Annotated in this window: 24 protein-coding genes and 1 tRNA gene; 12 read left to right on the top strand and 13 right to left on the bottom strand. The window is 71.4% G+C overall.

Annotated elements, in window-relative coordinates:
- The first annotated feature begins 12 nt into the window (after positions 1-12).
- Genes ACQPZZ_RS39650 through ACQPZZ_RS39640 form a run of 3 tightly spaced genes read left to right on the top strand, consistent with a single transcriptional unit; the run spans position 13 to position 2,334 of the window.
- Positions 13-630, top strand: coding sequence for a DedA family protein (locus ACQPZZ_RS39650; RefSeq protein ID WP_432927650.1), 618 nt, complete (start codon positions 13-15; stop codon positions 628-630).
- Positions 614-1,699: a sensor histidine kinase gene (locus ACQPZZ_RS39645; protein WP_432927648.1), complete on the top strand. Its 1,086-nt coding sequence runs from the start codon at positions 614-616 to the stop codon at positions 1,697-1,699. The genes ACQPZZ_RS39650 and ACQPZZ_RS39645 overlap by 17 nt, the downstream gene beginning before the upstream one ends.
- Complete coding sequence (locus tag ACQPZZ_RS39640; protein WP_432927646.1) at positions 1,690-2,334, top strand: response regulator; 645 nt, start codon at positions 1,690-1,692, stop codon at positions 2,332-2,334. The genes ACQPZZ_RS39645 and ACQPZZ_RS39640 overlap by 10 nt, the downstream gene beginning before the upstream one ends.
- Before the next feature lie 93 nt (positions 2,335-2,427).
- Here the strand turns inward: ACQPZZ_RS39640 and ACQPZZ_RS39635 are convergent, their stop codons facing one another.
- Positions 2,428-2,982 (bottom strand): PadR family transcriptional regulator, encoded by a 555-nt coding sequence (locus ACQPZZ_RS39635; protein ID WP_432927644.1) that lies wholly within the window; start codon positions 2,980-2,982, stop codon positions 2,428-2,430.
- A 95-nt stretch (positions 2,983-3,077) separates the two neighbouring features.
- On the opposite strand from ACQPZZ_RS39635, the gene ACQPZZ_RS39630 reads away from it, so the two are divergent.
- Positions 3,078-3,635 carry a hypothetical protein gene (locus ACQPZZ_RS39630; RefSeq protein WP_432927642.1) on the top strand — a complete coding sequence of 186 codons (558 nt, stop codon included), beginning with the start codon at positions 3,078-3,080 and terminating at the stop codon, positions 3,633-3,635.
- 15 nt (positions 3,636-3,650) lie between these two features.
- Positions 3,651-4,958 carry a carotenoid oxygenase family protein gene (locus ACQPZZ_RS39625; protein WP_432927640.1) on the top strand — a complete coding sequence of 436 codons (1,308 nt, stop codon included), beginning with the start codon at positions 3,651-3,653 and terminating at the stop codon, positions 4,956-4,958.
- 21 nt (positions 4,959-4,979) lie between these two features.
- Here the strand turns inward: ACQPZZ_RS39625 and ACQPZZ_RS39620 are convergent, their stop codons facing one another.
- From ACQPZZ_RS39620 to ACQPZZ_RS39600, 5 genes are all read right to left on the bottom strand, one after another.
- Positions 4,980-5,714, bottom strand: a complete 735-nt coding sequence (locus ACQPZZ_RS39620; RefSeq protein WP_432927638.1) for a metallophosphoesterase — start codon at positions 5,712-5,714, stop codon at positions 4,980-4,982.
- A 72-nt stretch (positions 5,715-5,786) separates the two neighbouring features.
- Complete coding sequence (locus ACQPZZ_RS39615) at positions 5,787-6,251, bottom strand: SRPBCC family protein (RefSeq protein ID WP_432927636.1); 465 nt, start codon at positions 6,249-6,251, stop codon at positions 5,787-5,789.
- Positions 6,252-6,348: 97 nt separating this feature from the next.
- On the bottom strand, positions 6,349-7,140 hold the full coding sequence (locus ACQPZZ_RS39610) for a helix-turn-helix domain-containing protein (RefSeq protein WP_363636057.1): 792 nt from the start codon (positions 7,138-7,140) through the stop codon (positions 6,349-6,351).
- A 70-nt stretch (positions 7,141-7,210) separates the two neighbouring features.
- Entirely contained in the window at positions 7,211-7,960 is a 750-nt protein-coding gene (locus ACQPZZ_RS39605) for an ABC transporter permease (RefSeq protein ID WP_432927633.1), read from the bottom strand.
- On the bottom strand, positions 7,957-8,820 hold the full coding sequence (locus ACQPZZ_RS39600; protein WP_432927631.1) for an ABC transporter ATP-binding protein: 864 nt from the start codon (positions 8,818-8,820) through the stop codon (positions 7,957-7,959). Before ACQPZZ_RS39600 ends, ACQPZZ_RS39605 begins: the two co-directional genes overlap by 4 nt.
- Before the next feature lie 132 nt (positions 8,821-8,952).
- Here ACQPZZ_RS39600 and ACQPZZ_RS39595 point away from each other — a divergent pair, with 132 nt between their 5' ends.
- The 3 genes from ACQPZZ_RS39595 to dnaN all read left to right on the top strand — a co-directional run bounded on the left by ACQPZZ_RS39595 (position 8,953) and on the right by dnaN (position 12,264).
- A complete protein-coding gene (locus ACQPZZ_RS39595; RefSeq protein ID WP_432927629.1) occupies positions 8,953-10,452 on the top strand; it encodes a sensor histidine kinase in 1,500 nt (499 codons plus the stop codon).
- Positions 10,443-11,090: a response regulator transcription factor gene (locus ACQPZZ_RS39590; protein WP_432927627.1), complete on the top strand. Its 648-nt coding sequence runs from the start codon at positions 10,443-10,445 to the stop codon at positions 11,088-11,090. The genes ACQPZZ_RS39595 and ACQPZZ_RS39590 overlap by 10 nt, the downstream gene beginning before the upstream one ends.
- An 82-nt stretch (positions 11,091-11,172) precedes the next feature.
- The gene (dnaN, locus tag ACQPZZ_RS39585) at positions 11,173-12,264 is read left to right on the top strand and encodes a DNA polymerase III subunit beta (RefSeq protein ID WP_363636067.1); all 1,092 of its coding nucleotides are present in this window, start codon (positions 11,173-11,175) and stop codon (positions 12,262-12,264) included.
- A gap of 134 nt (positions 12,265-12,398) precedes the next feature.
- On the opposite strand, the gene ACQPZZ_RS39580 is transcribed toward dnaN, so the two are convergent.
- The 6 genes from ACQPZZ_RS39580 to upp form a co-directional block, all read right to left on the bottom strand.
- On the bottom strand, positions 12,399-13,088 hold the full coding sequence (locus ACQPZZ_RS39580; protein WP_432927624.1) for a FadR/GntR family transcriptional regulator: 690 nt from the start codon (positions 13,086-13,088) through the stop codon (positions 12,399-12,401).
- A 97-nt stretch (positions 13,089-13,185) separates the two neighbouring features.
- Positions 13,186-14,463, bottom strand: coding sequence for a helix-turn-helix domain-containing protein (locus ACQPZZ_RS39575; RefSeq protein ID WP_363636071.1), 1,278 nt, complete (start codon positions 14,461-14,463; stop codon positions 13,186-13,188).
- Between the two features lie 183 nt (positions 14,464-14,646).
- A complete protein-coding gene (locus ACQPZZ_RS39570; RefSeq protein WP_363636073.1) occupies positions 14,647-15,177 on the bottom strand; it encodes a PH domain-containing protein in 531 nt (176 codons plus the stop codon).
- Positions 15,174-15,350, bottom strand: coding sequence for a hypothetical protein (locus ACQPZZ_RS39565; RefSeq protein WP_179155058.1), 177 nt, complete (start codon positions 15,348-15,350; stop codon positions 15,174-15,176). The genes ACQPZZ_RS39570 and ACQPZZ_RS39565 overlap by 4 nt, the downstream gene beginning before the upstream one ends.
- Positions 15,351-15,421: 71 nt before the next feature.
- Positions 15,422-15,640: a hypothetical protein gene (locus tag ACQPZZ_RS39560; protein ID WP_363636076.1), complete on the bottom strand. Its 219-nt coding sequence runs from the start codon at positions 15,638-15,640 to the stop codon at positions 15,422-15,424.
- Between the two features lie 128 nt (positions 15,641-15,768).
- Positions 15,769-16,407, bottom strand: coding sequence for a uracil phosphoribosyltransferase (gene upp, locus ACQPZZ_RS39555; protein WP_363636078.1), 639 nt, complete (start codon positions 16,405-16,407; stop codon positions 15,769-15,771).
- A 138-nt stretch (positions 16,408-16,545) separates the two neighbouring features.
- Between upp and ACQPZZ_RS39550 the strand changes: the two genes are divergently transcribed.
- From ACQPZZ_RS39550 to ACQPZZ_RS39535, 4 genes are all read left to right on the top strand, one after another.
- Positions 16,546-17,034: a tRNA adenosine deaminase-associated protein gene (locus ACQPZZ_RS39550; protein WP_363636080.1), complete on the top strand. Its 489-nt coding sequence runs from the start codon at positions 16,546-16,548 to the stop codon at positions 17,032-17,034.
- A 15-nt stretch (positions 17,035-17,049) separates the two neighbouring features.
- On the top strand, positions 17,050-17,532 hold the full coding sequence (locus tag ACQPZZ_RS39545) for a tRNA adenosine deaminase-associated protein (RefSeq protein ID WP_363636082.1): 483 nt from the start codon (positions 17,050-17,052) through the stop codon (positions 17,530-17,532).
- Between the two features lie 35 nt (positions 17,533-17,567).
- Entirely contained in the window at positions 17,568-18,023 is a 456-nt protein-coding gene (gene tadA / locus ACQPZZ_RS39540; protein WP_432934688.1) for a tRNA adenosine(34) deaminase TadA, read from the top strand.
- 62 nt (positions 18,024-18,085) lie between these two features.
- Positions 18,086-18,170, top strand: a tRNA-Ser gene (locus ACQPZZ_RS39535).
- An 80-nt stretch (positions 18,171-18,250) separates the two neighbouring features.
- Here the strand turns inward: ACQPZZ_RS39535 and ACQPZZ_RS39530 are convergent.
- Positions 18,251-18,547, bottom strand: a complete 297-nt coding sequence (locus ACQPZZ_RS39530) for a type II toxin-antitoxin system VapB family antitoxin (RefSeq protein ID WP_363636084.1) — start codon at positions 18,545-18,547, stop codon at positions 18,251-18,253.
- Positions 18,548-18,567: the final 20 nt, after the last annotated feature.

Genomic DNA, 18,567 nt, shown 5'->3' with positions numbered 1-18,567 from the left:
AGTCTCGGGCGCATGACGGAATGGCTGATTCACCTGATGGAGTTGCTCGGTGCGCCGGGGGCCGGGATCGCGATCGCGCTGGAGAACCTCTTCCCGCCCCTCCCCAGTGAGGTGATCCTGCCGTTGGCCGGTTTCACCGCCTCCCGGGGAGAGATGGACCTGCTCGCCGTCCTGCTGTGGACCACGGCCGGCTCGGTGACCGGGGCGCTGGCGCTGTACTGGGTCGGCGCGCTGCTCGGCCGCGAGCGCACGCTGGCCCTGGCCGCACGGATCCCACTGCTGAAGGTCTCCGACGTCGCCAAGACCGAGGCCTGGTTCCTCGAGCACGGGCGCAAGACGGTGTTCTTCGGCCGGATGATCCCGATCTTCCGCAGCCTGATCTCCGTCCCCGCCGGGGTGGAACGCATGCCGCTGGGCGTCTTCACGCTTCTGACCACGGCAGGGAGCCTGCTCTGGAACACCATCTTCGTCCTGGCCGGCTGGACACTCGGCGAGAACTGGTCGCTCGTGGAGAAGTACGTCAACGTGGGCACGAACGCGGTCATCGCCATGGTCGCGCTGGCCGTGCTGGTCTTCGTCGGCGTACGGCTCAGTGAGCGGCGCAAGGGGCGGCATGCACTGGACGGTTAGAGCACTGCTGCTCGTCGGGGCGGTGGCCGCAGGCGCGGTCACCGCCCTTCCCGGGCTGGTCTTCGTCCTGGTGGCGATGCCGTTCGCCGGTCGTCCCGGGGTGCGCGCGACGGCCGCCCGGCTGACCGGGCTTGAGCTGCGGCGGCTGCGCCTCGACCTGCCGGGCCGCACCGAGGAGGGTGAGCTGCGCTTCCTGGCCGCCCGGGCGCCCGTGGGCCTCCTGGGCGGCCTGGTGGTGCTGCTGCTGGTGGCCGGCATCGGTTACGCGGCGAGGCTGGCGTGGTCCTGGGGGCGCGGGGAGGCGTTCGACGGCATGCTGCCCACCCCGCCGCTGCTGGCCTACTTCTTCCTCGCGGGCGTCGTCCTGCTCTTCCTGGACGTGTCCGGCCTGGTGGGGGCGGACGCGCTGGAGCGGCGGCTGGCCGTACGCCTGCTCGCTCCCGACCCGGCCGAGGCGCTCCGGCGGCGGATCACCGAACTGACCGAGAGCCGTGCCGGGGTGGTCGCGGCCGTCGACGCCGAACGGCGGCGGATCGAGCGCGATCTTCACGACGGGGTGCAGCAGCGGCTGGTGGCGCTGTCCATGCTCGCGGGACGCGCCCGCCGGGGCCGCCCCGAGTTGCTGGGTCAACTGCACGAGCAGGCCCAGCAGGCGCTGGTCGAGCTGCGCGAGGTGGCCTGGCGGGTCTATCCGTCGGGGCTGGACGCGCACGGGCTGGGGGAGGCGCTGGCCGGGGTGGCCGAGCGGGCCCCGGTGGCGGTCACGGTGACCTGCGAACTGCCGCAGCGGCCCCCGTCGGTGGTGGAGGCCGCCGCCTACTTCGTCGCGAGTGAGGCCGTGACGAACGCCGCCAAGCACTCGGGGGCCGCCCTGGTCGTCATCGACGTACGCCAGGAGCGCACCATGGTCGTCGTGAGGGTGGAGGACGACGGCGTGGGCGGAGCCGACGCCGCCGGTGGCGGGCTGACCGGGCTGGCGCGGCGGGTGGCCGCACTGGACGGCCGGTTCACGGTGACCAGCCCGCCCGGCGGGCCCACTGTGATCGAAGCGGAGTTGCCGTGCGTGTGATGCTGGCCGAGGACTCGGCGCTGTTGCGTGAGGGCCTGGTGCGGCTGCTGAAGGAGGAGGGGCACGACGTCCTGGCCGCGGTGGGGGACGCCGAGGCGCTCCTGGAGGCGGTGGACGGCGACAGGCCCGACGCCGTGGTGGTCGACGTGCGGATGCCGCCCACCCACACCGACGAGGGCCTGCGCGCCGCCCTGGAGATCCGGCGGCGCCGGCCGGAGGTCAAGGTGCTGGTGTTGTCGCAGTACGTCGAGAAGAAGTACGCCACCGAGCTGATGAGCGGCAGCATCGACGGCGTCGGCTACCTGCTCAAGGACCGCGTGGCCCAGGTCGGCGACTTCCTGGACGCGCTGGACCGGGTGGGCGCGGGCGGGACGGCCTTCGACCCGGAGGTGGTGCGCCAGCTGCTCGCGCGCACCAGCCACGCCGATCCGCTGGCCCGGCTCACCGCCCGCGAGCGCGAGGTGCTGGAGCTCATGGCCCAGGGCCTGACCAACGCCTCGATCGCCCAATCCCTGCACGTGTCGCAGAGCGCGGTGGAAAAGCACGTCAACGCGCTGTTCGACAAGCTCGGGCTGTCGCACATCACCGGCTACAGCCGCCGGGTCCTGGCGGTGCTGCGCTACCTCGGCTCCTGAGCCGCCGGCGGTGACTGCCGCGGCGGGCGGCCGTCGCCCGAGGTCGTGGCCGCCGTCAGAAAGGGCCACTTCCGGGCGAAGGCCCCGACGGTGTCACTCGGCCGGGGCCTGCTCGGCTTTCTCGTGGTCGAGCGCGGCGACCCGCCCCGCCGCCCACTCGGCCCAGTCGCGCTGGGCGGCGGTCAGGCGCAGTCCCCACTCCAGCGCGATGTCGCCGTACAACCGCAGCGCGTCGTCGCCCTGGCCGATGACGAACTCGCGGATGCCGAGGAGCTGGTCGTGCTCGTGGACGGCACGCTCGGCCAGCCGCTCCAGGTAGCCGCGGGCGGCGTCGGTGCCGACCTGGTCGAGGAAGAAGACGCGCAGCAGCATGTCGCTGCGCCGGGTCAGGGTGGGCGGCACCTCGACCAGCCAGTGGTGCAGCTCGGCCCGGCCCTCCTCGGTGATCTCGTATTCCTTGCGCCCGCGCGGGCCCTCGGCCGCGACCCGCACCAGCCCTTCCTTGGCCAGCCGGCCGAGCTCGGCGTAGAGCTGGCTCTGGGTCGCGGGCCAGACGTTCTCCAGCGACAGTTCGAAGGTCTTCAGCAGGTCGTAGCCGCTGGCGGGCCCGGCCGACAGGAGGCCGAGCATGGCATGACGAAGGCTCATGGGTCCGATCGTACATTCCTGTGTTGACAGGTCGCGAGTGGAGGTTCTACTTTCGACATGTCACTCGTGGAACGTCGAATCCGAAGGAACCCCCCGTGCTCCGTTACGTCCTCACCTTCCTCCCCTGGATCGCCTTCGCAGTCCTCAGTACGAACGGTGAGGCCAGGTTCGGAGCCGCGGCCGCGCTCCTCGTCTCGATCGTGTTGCTCGCCGCCGACCGCAGGGCGGGGCGTGGCTGGGACGAGCTGGTCATCGAGCTCAGCTCGGGGGTGTTCTTCGCCGGTCTGACGCTCGCCGCGTTCACGGTCACGCCGGCGCCCTTCGGCGAGTACGGCCCGGCCGTCTCGGTGGCCTGGCTGGCGCTCACCGCCTGGGGGTCGCTGGCCGTGCGCAAGCCGTTCACGCTGGGCATCGCCCGCAGGACGACCGCGCCCGAGGTGCACGCGACCCCGCTGTTCTACCGCGTCAACGCCGTCATCACCGCCGTGTGGGCGGTGGGCTTCACCCTCAACGCCGTCGGCCTCGCCCTGCTGCTCGCGTTCGCCCCGCACGCCACCGCCGCGATCATCGCGGTGAAGGTCTGCGGCTTCGCGCTCCCCGCCCTGTTCACCATCCGCTACCCCCAGATCGTCCGCGCCCGCTACGCCGCCTGATCGGAGTCACCCACCATGACCGCAGAGATGACCGCCTCCTACCTGACCGGCCGCCTCGCCCCCGTGCCCGACGAGATCGACGCGATCGATCTGCCCGTCGAGGGCACGCTGCCGCCCGAGCTCACCGGCCGCTACTTCCGCAACGGCCCCAACCCGCGCCCGGGGGAGGACCCGGGGCACTGGTTCGTCGGACACGGCATGATCCACGGCGTCCGGCTGCGCGACGGGCGGGCCGAGTGGTACCGCAACCGCTGGGTCCGCACCACCCGCTTCGCGGGCGCGCCCTACCTGCACGAGCGCGGCGTCGACCTCGCGGCCGTCCCCGCCAACACCCACGTGATCCGGCACGCCGACAAGATCCTCGCGCTCGTGGAGAACGGCCTGCCGTACGAGATGACGCCGCAGCTCGACACGGTCGGCCCCTGCGACTTCGGGGGGCGGCTGGCCACGGCGATGACCGCGCACCCCAAGGAGGACCCGATCACCGGGGAGTTGCACTTCTTCGGGTACGGCTGGGCCGCGCCCTACCTCACCTACCACCGCCTGTCCGCGCGAGGCGAGCTGGTGGAGAGCCGGCCGGTGGACGTGCCGGGGCCCACCATGGCGCACGACTTCGCGATCACCGAGCACCACGTGGTGTGGCTCGACCTGCCGGTCGTCTTCGACATGGCCCTGGTGGGGCGCGGCATGCCGTACCGGTGGGACGACGGGTACGGCGCGCGGCTGGGCGTGATGAGCCGCGGGACCGGCGACGTGCGGTGGTTCGACATCGACCCCTGCTACGTCTTCCATGTGGGCAACGCGAGTGAGGACGGGCACGGGCGCGTCGTCGTCGACGCGGTGCGCTACTCGCCGGGGGCGTTCTGCGGCTTCTGGCCGACCATCGGCGGCGCGGCCAACCCGGCCGCCCACACCGGGGGCGCGGCCCTGCACCGCTGGACGCTCGATCCCGCCACCGGCCTCGCCGCGGACGAGCAGCTCGATGACCTGGATGTCGAGTTCCCCACGATCAACGAGACGCGCACCGGTCTGACCAGCCGTTACATCTACGCGGTCAGCAAGGGCGCGATCCTGAAGTACGACACCGCGACCGGCACGAGCGCGGCGCACCAGACCGGCGAGCGCTCGCCGGGGGAGGCCGTGTTCGTCCCCGCCTCGGGCGCGAAGGCCGAGGACGAGGGCTGGCTGATGTCGATCGCCGGCACCGAGCACGGCGCCGAGCTGCTGGTGCTCGACGCGTCGGACCTGACCCGGGTGGCGTCCGTACGGCTGCCGCGCCGGGTGCCGTCCGGGTTCCACGGCTCGTGGATCCCGGACGCGTGAGCCGCGGCAGAGACCACCTGGCTAGGGCACGGGCCGGAAGTGCGTGGTGATCCGGCCGTCGTCGAGCACGTGCAGGGCGATGGCCGGCGGCAGGTCGTAGTCGACCGGAGGCTGCGCCGAGGTCTCCGACGGCAGCAGCGCGGTGCTGACCACCCCCGGCGCGACCAGCAGCGGCAGCCCGGCGAACGTCGTCGCCGCCGCCGTGTGGGCGTGCCCGGCCAGCACCGCGATGGCGTGCGGGTGACGGCCGAGGACCTCCGCCAGCCCCTCCGGGCGCCCGAGCCTGATCTCGTCGACGTACGGGATGCCGAGCGGTACGGCGGGGTGGTGCATGCCGACGAAGGCCGGCACGCCGGGCGTGGCCGACAGGACCGAGTCGAGCCACGCGAGGGTGTCGTCGCTCAGCTCGCCGTCGGGGCGCCCGGGAATGCTCGAGTCGCACAGCGCGATCGTCGCCTGGTCGAGGTTGAGCGCCTGGTTGACCGGATGGTCGCCGTCCTGCTCCAGCAGGACCTTGCGGAAGTCGCCTCGCGCGTCGTGGTTGCCGGGGCACAGCACGACGGGCACGTCGTCGGCCGAGACCAGCTCGCGGACGATTTCGTACTCCTCCATCGCGCCGTGGTCGGCGAGGTCGCCGGTCAGCACGATCGCGTCGGGCCGCAGTGACCTGGCGTAGTCGAGCGCGCGGGCCGCGCGCGAGGTGTTCCGCTCGCTTCCGTCGATGTGGATGTCGCTGACGTGCGCCAGCACGAGCATGTGGTACCTCCGGGCGGATGGTGGGGACCCCAGCTTCTCACGCGAGACAGCGGCGGTCAGGGCGGCGAACCGTCACGAACCGTTCGTCGACCGCCGGGACAACCGTTCGGCGAGGATCCGGCCCCGGGCGAGCTGGACCTTGCGCGCCTGGCCCGCCGCGAACCCCATCACGAGCCACGGCGCGCTCAGGTCCAGCCGGTCGTCCACCCGCGTGCCGCCGGCCTCCGGGGACAGGTCGAACCGGTAGCCCATCCGGACGCCGCCGGGGCTGCGTACCTGTCCCCGTACGGACAGTCCTCCGGCCGTACGCTCGGTCAGCAGCGTGACGGCGATGGGGTTGTCGTACTTCAGGCCGAGGAAGCGGAACCGCTCGATGGAGGTGTAACGCACCACCTCCGGCTCGGACCGGTCGACGTCCCGCACGGCGACCACGAGCGGCGATAGGCCGATGTAACTCTCGGGCGTCGTGAGGTGGTCGAAAACCTCCTCCGGCGCGGCGTCCACGTGGAACGTGTTGGTCAGCACCCGTGTGGGCACCCGGTCTCCTCCCCCACCCCGGCCTCCCCCTGGTCATCGTTGGGGAAATTGTGGCAGGGCAGGGTCGCCGTGCGGACGCCGGATGATCTCCGGACGATCACGAAGAGGCGCCGCGCAGGAGGGCGGCCGTCGCGGGATCGGCGGGGTAGAACGACTCGATGGCGAGTTCGGAGACGGTGATGTCGAGCGGGGTGCCGAAGGTCGCCACGATGCTGAAGAACGACAGCTCCCGCCCGGCCCGCCGCACCCGCAGCGGCACGAGGATGTCCCCGGGGCCGGGCAGCTCCACCTCGGGCTCGGGCTGGTCGCAGGGGTAGCCGCGCAGCTCGGCGTACAGCTCCGTGAGTCCGGGGTCGGCGGTGAGCGTGATCTGCCGGCGCAGCCGTCCGAGCAGGTGCGCCCGCCACTCGCCCAGGTTGAGGATGTGCGGGGCGAGCCCTTCCGGGTGCAGGCTCGCCCGCAGCACGTTGCTCAGCAGGTCGGGGTCGATGCCCTCCGCCAGCAGCCCGATGCCGTCGTTGGCGTCGACGAGGTTCCAGGTGCGGTCCACCACCACCGCCGGGTAGGGGTCGTGCGCCGACAGCAGCCGCCGGACCGCGTCGTACACCGCGGCCATCCGTGGCGAGGCGAGCGGTGACTCGCTGTAGACGGGGGCGTATCCGGCGGCCAGCAGCAGGTGGTTGCGCTCGCGGAGCGGAAGGTCGAGCTGCTCGGAGAGGTGGAGCACCATGTCGCGGCTGGGGGTGGCCCGGCCGGTCTCCAAAAAGCTGATGTGCCGGGTGGAGATCTCGGCCTGGTTGGACAGTTCGAGCTGGCTCATCCGCCGGTGCTCGCGCCACTGGCGCAGGAGCTCGCCGAACGGCCGCTGATGAAGGGTGGCGACGGTCACGTCCCCGACGCTATCCGCTCGCCGATCGGCCCGGCGATTACCCCTGAGGTAGGCGCGGGGCCGAGGGCGGCTACTCCCAGCGGAACAGCCGGGCCGCGGCGAGACCGGCGGCCAGTGCCCAGCCCGCCAGTACGGCGAGGTGGAGCGGCTGGGGAGCGTGCCCTCCCAGGGCGTCCATCAGCCCCTGGCCGAAGGCGCCCGTGGGTGTGAAGTCGCTGATCCGGCGCAGGAGCTCGGGCATGAGCGGCCGGGGCAGCCACATCCCCGCGAGGAACAGCAGGGGGAACATGAGAGCCGAGCCCACTCCCTGCACGATCCGGGCGTTCGGCGCCACGGCGGCCAGCAGCAGGCCGATGGCGAGCATCGTGAGCGAGCCGAGGACGAAGACCGCGGCGAACGTCAAGGGCGAGCCGGGGAACGGCACCCCGAGGATCAGGTGACCCAGCACCAGCGTCAGCGTGGTGGCGACGACGGACACGACCACGTTGAGCAGCAACTGGGCCGCCAGCAGCGCGGTCGGACGCACCGGCGTGGTGGACAGCCGCCGCAGCACGCCGCGTTCCCGGTAGATCACCAGGCTGCCCGGCAGCACGCTGAGCCCGAGCGTCACGACCGACAGCAGCACCATCATCGCCGTGAAGGGCGCGTCAACGAGCCGCTGCCCACCGAGCGACGGGTCGGCGTCGCGGAAGCCGGGCATCGTCGTGCCGAGCCCCAGGAGCAATCCCACCGGCAGCACGATCGCGAAGAACACCGCCATCGGCTCGCGGAGGAACAGGCGGGCCTCCACCGCGGCGAGTCTTCCGAAAGCCTTCGTCATGACTCCTCCTGGCCGGTGAGAACGAGAAACGCGTCGTCGAGGGTGGTGCGTTCCATGCGCAGGTCCCGCATGCGGGCGGGGGGCAGCACGGCGGTGACCGCGCTCAGCAGGTCACCGGTGCCGGTGACCGTGACCTCCGCGCCGTTCCCGGTGACGGACGCCACCTCGGGCAGCCCACGCAGACCGTCGACGGGATCGTCGGTGTGGAAGATCAGGCGCTGCTCGCCGCCGGCGCGGGCGACCAGCCCGGCGGGGGTGTCCACCGCCCGCACACGCCCCCGGGAGATGACCGCGACCCGGTCGCACAGGCGCTCCACCTCCTCCATGAAGTGGGTCACCAGCAGCACGGTCACGCCGCGTTCCCTGATCCGTGAGACCAGGTCCCACGTGTCGCGGCGGGCCTGCGGATCGAGGCCGGTGGTGAGCTCGTCGAGTATCGCGACGCGCGGGCTTCCGACCAGCGCGAGCGCCACCGACAGCCGCTGGCGCTGACCGCCCGACAGCTTGCCGAAGGGCGCACGGAGATCGAGCCCCGCATCCTCCGCCAGGGCCCGCCAGTCGGCCGGACGGGAGTAGAACGAGGCGTAGAGCGCCAGCGCCTCCCCGACCCGGATCTTGTCGGGCAGCGAGCACTCCTGGAGCTGCACGCCGACCTGTTCCTTCAGGTCCGCGTCCACGGTGACGCTGCCCGCGGTGGGGGTGCGCAGCCCGGCGACGCACTCGACCGTCGTCGTCTTGCCCGCCCCGTTGCGGCCCACGATGCCGAAGACCTCGCCCTCCTCCACGGAGAACGACACGTCCTCGACCGCCACCTTCGTTCCGTACGCCTTGCGCAGGTGGTCCACGGTGATGATTGCCATGGCCACGACGCTAGGAATCGGACGGTCCGCGGAGAATGCGGCTGCGGACCCGATGGGGGTGCACTTTCCTCCACCCCCATCGGGCGGCTTCGGCCACTGTGCGCATCCGGCGCGGGCCCCCAGACTGAACCCATGACCTCGGTTCGCTCCACCCTCACCGCCCTGGGCCGGGGCGCCGCCCTCGCCGGCCTCGCCCTGCTGGGCCTGGCCGCCGGCCTGGTGGTGCTGGCGGCGGTGTTGCTCACCTTCCTGGTCGGCCTGGTCATCGTCTTCCCCCCGGCCGTACGGCTCGCGCGGGCCGTGACTCGGCTGCAACGCGGGCTCGCCGCCCGCTGGTCGGGCATACCGATCGACGAGCCGTACCGGCCGGCGCCGCCCCCACCGGTCCCGCAGGCCGACGGTTGGTACCGCGACGGCCGCACCCTGTACAAGAGGCCCACGATCCCGGCCTTCAACAAGCGGTGGAACTGGATGACCAAGGACCCCGCGACCTGGCGCGACCTCGCCTACCTGCTCTCCGCTCCGTTGGCCGGCGGTTTCGTGGCCGCCGCTCCGCTGCTCGCGGTCGCGTACGGCGTCGCGTGGGCGGCCGGAGGCGACCTGGTGACGGGCGCGGTCTGGATCCTGCTCGCGGTGATCGGCGCGCGCTGGTACGCGCCGTGGGCCGTGCGCCTGCACGGACAGGTCGCGGCCGCGCTGCTGGGGCCCACCGAGAAGGCCAGGCTGGCCCAGCGGGTCAGCCGCCTGGACGCCGCCCGCACCGAGGCCGTCGACTCGCAGGCCGCGGAGCTGCGCCGGATCGAGCGCGACCTGCACGACGGCGCCCAGGCCCGCCTGGTGGCGATCGGCATGACGATCGGCGCGGCCGAGCAATTGCTGGAAAGCGACCCGCAGGCCGCCCGGGCGCTGCTCGGCAAGGCGAGGGATGCCTCGGCGACCGCGCTGCAGGAGATCCGGCGGCTGGTGCGCGGCATCCATCCCCCGGTGCTGGCCGAGCGCGGTCTCGGCGACGCCGTACGCGCGCTCGCCCTGGACAGCCCGCTGCGCACCCACGTCACGGTCGATCTGCCCGAGCGCGCCTCCGCCCCGCTGGAGTCCGCGGCCTACTTCGCGGTCAGCGAGCTGCTGGCCAATGCCGCCCGGCACGGCGACGCGACCGAGGCGTGGGTGGACGTGAGCACGCAGGGCCCGGCGTTGCGCGTGACGGTGACCGACGACGGCCACGGCGGCGCGGACCCCGAGCAGGGCACCGGCCTGCGGGGCATCGAGCGCAGGCTCGGGGCCTTCGACGGCGTCCTCGCGGTGAGCAGCCCGGTGGGCGGCCCGACCACGGCCGTCATCGAGCTGCCCCGTGCGTTCCGGGTGCGGCAGGCGCCGATGACCCCGTGGCGTTACTTCGGCCGCCTGTGCTGGGGGCTGTGGCCGATCGCGCTGTTCCCGCAGGGGCTGGTCGCGATGGTGCTGAAGATCGTGGGATCGCCGGTGAAGTCCTGGTTCCTCGGTCTGTACGTGCCCGAGCCCTTCCAGTGGCCGGTCATCGTCGGCATGATTCTGCTCGGCGGCGGCCTGCTGGCCGTCGCGCTGGCGACGACGGCGTGGGCCAGGGAAGCGGAGGGCGGCGCGTGCGGGTAGTGCTGGCCGAAGACCTGCACCTGCTGCGGGAGGGCCTGGTCGCCCTGCTGCGCGCGCACGGTTTCGAGGTGGTCGCGGCGGTCGAGTCCGGCCCGGAGCTGCTCGCCGCCCTGGTCGGCGAGCGTCCCGACGTTGCCGTCGTGGACGTACGGCTCCCGCCGACCTTCACCGACGAGGGGCTGCAGGCCGCGCTGACCGCACGGCGGCAGGTGCCCGGCCTGCCGGTCCTCGTGCTCTCCCAGCACGTCGAGCAGCTGTACGCCAGGGAGCTGCTGGCCGACGGGTCCGGTGCCGTCGGCTACCTGCTGAAGGACCGGGTGTTCAACGGCGAGCAGTTCGTCGACGCCGTGCGCAGGGTCGCGGCCGGCGGGACGGCGATGGACCCCGAGGTGATCGCCCGGCTCCTGGCGAGCAACGCGCGCAACGAACCGCTCGGCAGGCTCACCCCGCGAGAGCGCGAGGTGCTGGAACTGATGGCCGAGGGCAGGTCCAACGCCGCGATCGGGCAGCGGCTGTTCCTCAGCGACAGCGCGGTGGGCAAGCACACGGCGAACATCTTCGCCAAACTCGGCCTGGGGCCCTCCGACGACGACAACCGCCGCGTCCTCGCCGTGCTCGCCTTCCTCAACAGCAAGTAGGACCGGCCGAATTGTCGGTGCCGAGCGCTACTTTTTGCGGAGTGCTGCTTTTGAGGTCGAGTGGCGCAGGCAGGAGGTCGGCATGAAATTCCAGGTGAACCGCGACGTTCTGGCCGACGCGGTGGCGTGGGCGGCCCGGGTGCTGCCCGCCAGGCCCGCCGTGCCCGTTCTCGCGGGCCTGCTGCTGGAGGCGGGAGACGACCTGCGGGTGTCGGCCTTCGACTACGACGTGTCGGCCCGTGCCGACGTCGAGGCCGACGTCGCGGAGCCGGGGCGGGTGCTGATTCCGGGCAAGGTCCTGGCGGAGATCACCCGGAGCCTGCCCGCCCGGCCCGTGGAGATCGCCACGAGCGGTTCCGAGGCGGTGCTCACCTGCGGCAGCGCGGAGTTCGGCTTGATCACGATGCCGGACGAGGACTTCCCCGCGATGCCGCCGATGCCGCCGAAGGTCGGCGCCGTGGGCGGCGGCGCGTTCGCCGACACGATCCGGCAGGTCGCGGCCGCCGCGAGCCGCGACGACACGCTGCCCATGCTCACCGGCATCCGCGTGGACATCGAGGGCGTGCGGGTCTCGATGGCCGCCACCGACCGCTACCGCATCGCGGCCGGCGAGTTCCTGTGGCATCCGGAGCGGGAGGACGCACGACACGGCGTGGTCGTGCCGGCGCGGGTGCTGGTCGAAGTGGCCCGGTCGCTGCGCGGTGGCGAGGTGGCGATCGGACTGGGCGACAACGTGGCGGGCTTCGAGAGCCAGGGACGCACGACCACCGTGCGCCTGCTGGACGACCAGTTCATCGACTACCGGTCCCGGCTGACCGGTCAGTGGGGCATCCACGCCGACGTGGCGGTGGCGCCGTTCGTGGAGGCGGTCAAGCGGGTCGTGCTGGTCGCCGAGCGCAACACGGCGGTCCGGTTGTCGTTCTCCCAGGGGCAGGTGCAGATCCGGGCCGGGGGCGGCGACATCGGCAGGGGCTTGGAAGCGGTCGACGCCGAGCTGGAGGGGCCGGACATCGAGATCGCCTTCCAGCCCCACTTCCTGCTCGACGGGCTCGAAGGCGTCGGAACCGAGCGGGCGCGGATCTCCATGGAATCGCCGACCCGTCCCGCGCTGATCACCGACGAGGGCGACGACTCCGGCTTCCGCTACCTCGTCATGTCCCTGCGGCTCGGCTGAGCCGTTGCCCGCCTGACTGTGCTCACCTGACCCTGCTCGCCTGATTGGCCCCGCGGGCGCCGTTCGGAACGGCCCCGCCGGGCGGAGGGGTTCAGGAGGCGGTCTTCAGGCGGCGCGGTTCAGGGCGGCGCGGTTCAGGACGTGAGGGTGGCGGAGTCGGTGAGGGCGATGAGGATGTGCTCCATGCACGCGTGGCCGGCCCGCTCGGCCGCTGTGGCGTCGCCGGCGACGATCGCGCGCACGATCGCGTCGTGGGGAATGTAGTTCTGCTCCAGGGAGCCGCCGGCCGCCGCGATGCTCGCGCGCAGAGCGGCGGAGAAGTCGACGTAGAGGTCGATCAGCACCCTGTTGTGCGTGGCCTCGACGACCGCCACGTGGAAGGCGAGGTCGGCCTCGACGAACGCTTCGGGGTCACCGCCCGACCACGCCCTCTCCCGCGCGGCCAGCGCGGCTTCGATCGACGCGACGTCGCCGTCGGACCGCCGCGTCGCCGCGAGCCTGGCCGCCTCGACCTCCAGCGCGCGCCGGACCTCCAGAATCTCCAGCTGCTCGGCCGCGCGCAGCCGCCGGGCCATCGCGCCCGACAGCTCGCTGGTGGCCCGCACGTACGTGCCGTCGCCTTGGCGGCACTCCAGCAGCCCGGCGTGGGTCAGCGCGCGGACCGCCTCACGGACCGTGTTCCTGCCGACTCCGAGATGCTCGGCGAGCACCGTCTCGGTGGGAATCTTGGCATTCATCTGCCAGGACCCGGAGGTGATCTGCTCCTTGAGCTGGTCAATCACCTGGTCCACGAGAGACGCCCGCTGCGCCGTCCGCAGGCTCACGTCAGCCTCCTTTGGGTTGCCAATCATCCGATGATGGAATGAGTGGTAGACCCTCATTATTCCAGAGCCCCCGAAACGTGTCCGGAGCCCCGGGAGGCTATCGAGTGAGCACCGTCGTGGTCATGGAGCCCGGGATGTTCACGCGGATTCCAACCGCTTCCAGGGCTCTACGATATGCCCCCGACTGCCGGTCGAGGGCACCGGCCTTGCCCCACAGGTCGCCGAGCATGCGCCAGGCCCGGGCGGTCTCCCGGTCGGACACCTCGCCGTCCAGCAGGTCGTACGCCCGGTTGAGCGCCGGTACTGGATCTTGGGACCGTGCCAACGCGATCTCGGCCATGACCATGTTCGCGGTGGCCGCCGTGGTCCCCTTGGCGCCGTCCAACAGAAGCAGTGCCCGATCGGCGAGTTCGGCTGCGGATTCCGTGTCTCCGGTCCGGAATCGTACGAAACTCAGCACCACGAGGCTCCGTGCGTGCTCCTGCCGTTCGGCCGGGAACTCCGCGAAGACGTCCACCGCGGACTTCGCCAGAGCGTTGGCTCGGTCCAAATCCGCGCCTTCGGAATCCGCCGCGGCGATGCGAGCCCGGTACATCGCGATGCGGGCGCGGCGCACGGCCATACGAGCCGGGCGGCCCGCCGCGAGCGCGTCCTCGGCGAGCTGCACGGCCAACGCCGAGTCCTCGCCGTCGGCCGCCGTCACGCTGGCCTGCCACAGGGCGAGGACCTCCGCGCTGCGGTCGCCCGCGCACCCCGGGTCCGGCGTCGACAGCACGCGCTCGACGTACGGCAGGCCGGTTTCGGTCTTCACCAGCGCCAACGCGAGCTCGACGGCCAGTTCGCCCTCGGTCACGCCGAGCCGGTCGACCTGGCCGAGCGCGTGGGCGCCGAGGTCCCGGGCCCGCAACCGGTCGCCGGCCTGCTGGTAGCAGCGGCACAGCGCGACGGTCAGCGGCAGGTCGGCGAGACGCTCGGGGTGCGCGGCGGCCTCGCGGCGCAGCCGCTCGTACGCTTCGACGGCCCGCCCGACGCGGCCCTGGGCCTCCAGTGCCCGCGCCATGCCGAGCCGCGCGTGCGCGGCCAGCATCGCGTTGTCCTCGCCTGCCGCCTTGGCGATCTCGCCGAAGCGGTCGGCCGCCACGGCGGGATCGCCGTGATACAGCTCGAGCTCGGCATGTCGGAGGCCGAGCTCGGTGTCGATGCGTTGCCGGGGTTCTATGCCGTGGAGCAGGAACTCGGTGGTGCAACCGAGTCGCTCGGCGAGCAGCCGGGCAACGACTGGTGTAGGCGTCCGCTTTCCGGACTCAATGAGTGAGACGTAACTGTCCGACAGGTCGGGTCCGGCCAACTGGGCCTGCGACATGCGCCTGCTCAACCGCAATCCGCGGACGCGGTCACCGATGGTTCCCTGACTCGGCATCTGATCTCTCAGGGCGGGGGAAGGGTCAATAGTGTCGCCATAATGGCACGAAGCAGCCGAATCGTGTAACCCTCCGTCAAGAATCACGACGGTGAAGGTTAGATCACGGTGTCGAGATATCGGACGGATGGCCGTCGGTCAGTCGTCGTCCCCGTCCTTGCTGGGGAAGATCATCTGACAGACCTCGAGGTACAGGGTCTCCGGATAGGGGATGTGGGGGACGGTACGCAGGGCCTGATCCTGGCCGGCCGACTCCATCACGAACTCGCCGTAGCCGAGCATGCGGCCGAGGAGCGAGCGCTGGAAGCTCATGTCGGTGACCTTGCTCAGGGGCATCATCGCGACCTTGCGCGTGATGAGGCCCGTGGTGAGAAGCATGCGCTGGGAGGTGACGACGAAGTAGTCGACCGACCACTCCGCGACCTTCCATACGAAGCGAACCAGCAGGAGGAGCCAGGCCCACCAGACGAGGGCGAGGGCCTGGCTCGCGCCGTTGTCGCTCAGGAACTTGCTGATGATCCCGGCGAGGATGAGCCCGCCGAAGATCTCGGCGACCGGACGCAGGAGCACGGCGGGGTGACGCCGGACCATGATGACTTGGTGTTCGTGGGGGAGGAGGTAACGGTTGACCGACGACGGGGCGGAGTCCCCGTGGGTCACAAGTCTCATGTCAGGGTGGCGAAGAACTGCGCCATCGAGTCGGCCGCGCTGACGATTCCGTTGAAGGCTCCGTGGACTGTGTGGGCCGCGTCAGTCGGTCTTGTGAGCAGGTAGAACCCTGCCGACACGATGAGCGTCCACTTGATGACTTTCTTCGCTTGCACCGCCGTCACCACTCCCATGACCAATACATTACCCAGACACCCCGTTTGGTAAAGCGGCTAACCGCGAACGGGTTCGGTGATCGACGGCGTCAGCCCCGCTCCGCGGCGGCGGTGGCCAGGACCCGCAGGTGTTTGCGGGCGATGCGCTCGACCAGTGCGGGGTGCGCGTGTCCGGTGACCTCGATGGCGCCGTGGTGGGCGGCCTGAACGCACCGGGTCACCGTCGCGGGAGGGTGCACCCCCGCGAACTCGTCCCTGAGCAGGGCCTCGAGCTGTTCGTAGCGCTCGTCGGCCGGATGCTGGATCATCGCTCTCCCTGGTGGCGCGTCGCTCGCCAGAGCGCGGAGTGACGTCGTCATCACAGTGAGTACCCTATCGGGCGCGCAGTGTAACCAGAGGTGGGATGCGGACCAAGCACGCGGGAAGGAAAGGGAAATCAGACCACGCCGTACAGGCGGTCTCCGGCGTCGCCGAGCCCGGGCACGATGTAGCCGTTCTCGTTCAGCCGCTCGTCGAGAGCGGCCGTGACCACCCGGATCGGCCTGTCGCCGCCCCGGAACGCCTCGTCCAGGTACGCGATCCCCTCGGGGGCGGCCAGCAGGCAGATCGCGGTGACGTCCCGTGCGCCCCGGTCGAACAGGAACTGGATCGACGCGGCGAGGGTCCCGCCCGTCGCGAGCATCGGGTCGAGCAGGTAGCACTGGCGGCCGGACAGGTCCTCCGGCAGCCGCGTGGCGTACGTCTGGGCCTTGAGGGTGGACTCGTCGCGGATCATCCCGAGGAAGCCCACCTCGGCGGTCGGCAGGAGCCGGGTCATCCCGTCGAGCATCCCCAGCCCGGCGCGCAGGATCGGCACCACGAGCGGCGCGGGACGCGCGAGCCGTACGCCGCCGGCGCGGGCGAGCGGCGTGTCGACCCTCACCTCGGTGACCCGCACGTCCCTGGTGGCCTCGTAGGCGAGCAGCGTGACCAGCTCGTCGGCCAGGCGGCGGAACGTCGGCGAGTCGGTCCGCACGTCGCGGAGAGTGGTGAGCTTGTGGGCGACGAGCGGATGGTCGACGACGAGAGTCTCCATGGTAAGAGAAATTACCCCTTCCTGGGAGAACCCTCCACGCGGGCTGACTCTTTGATCACGATTTGGAGCGACAGCCATACGCTACGACCCCGATTCTGCGACCATTGCCTGCGTGAAGAGCGTGCGGTGGGGAAGACGATGACAGACGTGGACACTCTTGACTTCGCCATCGTTGTCTATCGCGAAGAGGACCGCTGGGAGGCGGAGATGCTCCCGGTGGCGCTGACCTCCGACCTGGATGGCCTCATTCACGCACTCCGGCAGACCCCCAGCATGGGGACCACGATTGGCATGGTCGCCGTAGGGGATGACTTCTTCGTGGTGTTGCGGGTCTTCGGCGAGCAGGTGGACGTCTTCCTCTCGGACATCACGGCCGCCTGGGAGTGGCCGCTGGCGCAGCAGGCCCTCGAATACCTGGACGTGCCCGTGCCGGAGGAGGAGGAGCTCGACAGCGTGCTTCCCGCCGGAGACCTGTCCATCTTCGCCGACCTCGGGCTCGACGAGATGGAGCTGGGCGCGTTGTCCGGCGACCTCGACCTGCTGCCAGACGAGGTCCTGTCCAGCATCGCCGCGCGGCTGGGCTTCTCCCAGCCATTCGAACGCGCCGTCGACGCCGCCGTCGGCTGACCTGGGGAGACGGCAATGCCCTCCAGATCCAACCTCTTCTCCGCCGGCTTCGCCCGCATCGACGGCCGCTGGGCCGGCGCCGAGGTCGATCTCGGCGAGGCCGAGATCGCCGACGACCTGAGCGACGCCCTGCAGGAGGCCCTCGGACTCAGCGGCGACGAGCTCGCCCTGCTCTGCGTCGAGGTCGAGGACGAGTGGTTCGCGATCATTCGTTACGAGGACGACCTCGACCCCCGCGTGTTCATCTCCGACGCGCACGCCGTGCAGAACGACTCCCTCGGCGAGATCTTCGCCGAGCTCGCCGGCGTCGTCGTGGACAAGGACGCGCCCGACCTCGGCATCCGCCCGGTCGGCGATCTGGAGCTGCTCGGCGACTTCTCGCTGAGCGCGGAGGAGCTCGTGGAGCTCAGCATGGAGGAGGGCGTGCTGCCCGCCGACATCCTCTCCCTGATCGCCGAACGGCTCGGCTTCGCCGACGAGCTCGACCGCCTGCGGTGACCGGATCGCCGCCGCCGGACGCGTACGAGGCCGCGATGCGGCTGGCGCTGGCGGAGGCCGTACGGGCGGGCGGGCGCGGGGAGGTGCCGGTCGGCGCCGTCGTGCTCGGCCCGCCGCAGCCCGGCTCGCGGGCCCCCGGGCGGATTCTGGCGGCGGCGGGCAACGACCGCGAGGCGAGCGCCGATCCCACCGCCCACGCCGAGGTGCTCGCTTTGCGCGGGGCGGCGGCGAAGACCGGCGACTGGCGGCTGACGGGGTGCACCCTCGTCGTCACGCTGGAACCCTGCACGATGTGCGCCGGCGCCGCGGTTCTCGCCCGGGTGGACCGCGTGGTGTACGGCGCGGTGGACGAGAAGGGCGGGGCCGCCGGATCGCTGTGGGACGTCCTGCGCGACCGCCGGCTCAATCACCGGCCCGAAGTCGTCATGGGCGTGCTGGCCGACGAGTGCGCGGCCGTGCTGACCGAGTTCTTCTCCGGCCGCCGCGCCTGACTCGGCGGAACGGACGGAAACGGATGCACGCGCAGTGGTGTTCGTCCGGTAAGCTGCTGCGCGGTGGAGTCGCCTAGTGGCCGAGGGCGCACGCCTCGAAAGCGTGTGTAGGGCAACCTACCGTGGGTTCAAATCCCACCTCCACCGCTCGAGGAAAGAGCCGCCGACCTGGTTTCCACTGGTCGGCGGCTCTTCTCGTATGCGTGGGTCGCATCCGCGGGGGCGGCTCAGTCCCGCAGCTCCAGCACGCGGGCGTGCAGCACGGAACGCTGGTGCAACGCGGCGCGCAGGGCCCGGTGCAGACCGTCCTCCAGGTACAGCTCGCCCTTCCACTGCACCACGTGCGGGAACAGGTCGCCGTAGAAGGTCGAGTCCTTGGCGAGCAACGAGTGCAGATCCAGCACGGCCTTCGTGGTGATCAGCGTGTCGAGCCGGATCTGCCGTGGCGGGATCTGCGCCCACTCCCGGGACGACAGTCCGTGCTCGGGATAGGGCCGTCCGTCACCGACCAACTTAAAGATCACGGTAGGTAGTTTAGGAGACG

Origin of the sequence: Microbispora sp. CA-135349, from assembly GCF_050947365.1 — a bacterium.
In the GTDB taxonomy this organism is placed as follows: domain Bacteria; phylum Actinomycetota; class Actinomycetes; order Streptosporangiales; family Streptosporangiaceae; genus Microbispora.
Note: the sequence above shows the minus strand (reverse complement) of the source record. Positions and strands in the feature narration are given on the sequence as shown.

Bases quoted from the DNA above. Each gene is read 5' to 3' on its own strand.
- ACQPZZ_RS39600 (WP_432927631.1), bottom strand. From the start codon at position 8,820: ATGGCAATCATCACCGTGGACCACCTGCGCAAGGCGTACGGAACGAAG.
- ACQPZZ_RS39625 (WP_432927640.1), top strand. From the start codon at position 3,651: ATGACCGCAGAGATGACCGCCTCCTACCTGACCGGCCGCCTCGCCCCC.
- ACQPZZ_RS39545 (WP_363636082.1), top strand. From the start codon at position 17,050: ATGCCCTCCAGATCCAACCTCTTCTCCGCCGGCTTCGCCCGCATCGAC.
- ACQPZZ_RS39635 (WP_432927644.1), bottom strand. From the start codon at position 2,982: ATGAGCCTTCGTCATGCCATGCTCGGCCTCCTGTCGGCCGGGCCCGCC.
- ACQPZZ_RS39570 (WP_363636073.1), bottom strand. From the start codon at position 15,177: ATGAGACTTGTGACCCACGGGGACTCCGCCCCGTCGTCGGTCAACCGT.
- upp (WP_363636078.1), bottom strand. From the start codon at position 16,407: ATGGAGACTCTCGTCGTCGACCATCCGCTCGTCGCCCACAAGCTCACC.
- ACQPZZ_RS39565 (WP_179155058.1), bottom strand. From the start codon at position 15,350: ATGGGAGTGGTGACGGCGGTGCAAGCGAAGAAAGTCATCAAGTGGACG.
- ACQPZZ_RS39560 (WP_363636076.1), bottom strand. From the start codon at position 15,640: ATGATCCAGCATCCGGCCGACGAGCGCTACGAACAGCTCGAGGCCCTG.
- ACQPZZ_RS39645 (WP_432927648.1), top strand. From the start codon at position 614: ATGCACTGGACGGTTAGAGCACTGCTGCTCGTCGGGGCGGTGGCCGCA.
- ACQPZZ_RS39650 (WP_432927650.1), top strand. From the start codon at position 13: ATGACGGAATGGCTGATTCACCTGATGGAGTTGCTCGGTGCGCCGGGG.
- ACQPZZ_RS39550 (WP_363636080.1), top strand. From the start codon at position 16,546: ATGACAGACGTGGACACTCTTGACTTCGCCATCGTTGTCTATCGCGAA.
- ACQPZZ_RS39605 (WP_432927633.1), bottom strand. From the start codon at position 7,960: ATGACGAAGGCTTTCGGAAGACTCGCCGCGGTGGAGGCCCGCCTGTTC.
- ACQPZZ_RS39620 (WP_432927638.1), bottom strand. From the start codon at position 5,714: ATGCTCGTGCTGGCGCACGTCAGCGACATCCACATCGACGGAAGCGAG.
- tadA (WP_432934688.1), top strand. From the start codon at position 17,568: ATGCGGCTGGCGCTGGCGGAGGCCGTACGGGCGGGCGGGCGCGGGGAG.
- dnaN (WP_363636067.1), top strand. From the start codon at position 11,173: ATGAAATTCCAGGTGAACCGCGACGTTCTGGCCGACGCGGTGGCGTGG.
- ACQPZZ_RS39595 (WP_432927629.1), top strand. From the start codon at position 8,953: ATGACCTCGGTTCGCTCCACCCTCACCGCCCTGGGCCGGGGCGCCGCC.